The 355-nt window shown below is 55.8% G+C and carries 1 protein-coding gene; it reads right to left on the minus strand.

The window, feature by feature from the left end:
• Positions 1 to 52: 52 nt before the first annotated feature.
• Positions 53 to 355: hypothetical protein (locus tag AB4Z45_RS33100; RefSeq protein WP_441913842.1), on the minus strand; the 303-nt coding region annotated here is incomplete at its 5' end.

A 355-nucleotide genomic window follows, 5' to 3' on the forward strand; every position in this document is an offset into this window, starting at 1 on the left:
GTTGGGGATTCTCTGGATGTACGGGAAAAAGTTGACTCATAATATCCTCTTGTCACTGTGCCATATCGACCAACTGTGGCGTGATATGTGGATGGCGCGTCCAGACTGGCTCCACACCACCGGGCAACCACAGTTTTCGACCCAGCTCGATCCAGGGGCAAGGTTGATGAAAATCGGAACCTTGCGAGGCGGCCAGGTCATGATCTCTGGCGTAGACCGCCAGTTGGCTACGTTCATTGGGCGGTTGCTGACACTGCGCGACTTCCATCGCATCGCCGCCGCTCAGGGTAAATTGGGCGATCAAACGCTTAAGCCATTTTGCTGAGAGTCCGTAGCGGCCAGGATGCGCCAGTAC

This window comes from Paenibacillus sp. MCAF9, from assembly GCF_052114265.1.
Taxonomy (GTDB): Bacteria; Bacillota; Bacilli; order Paenibacillales; family Paenibacillaceae; genus Pristimantibacillus.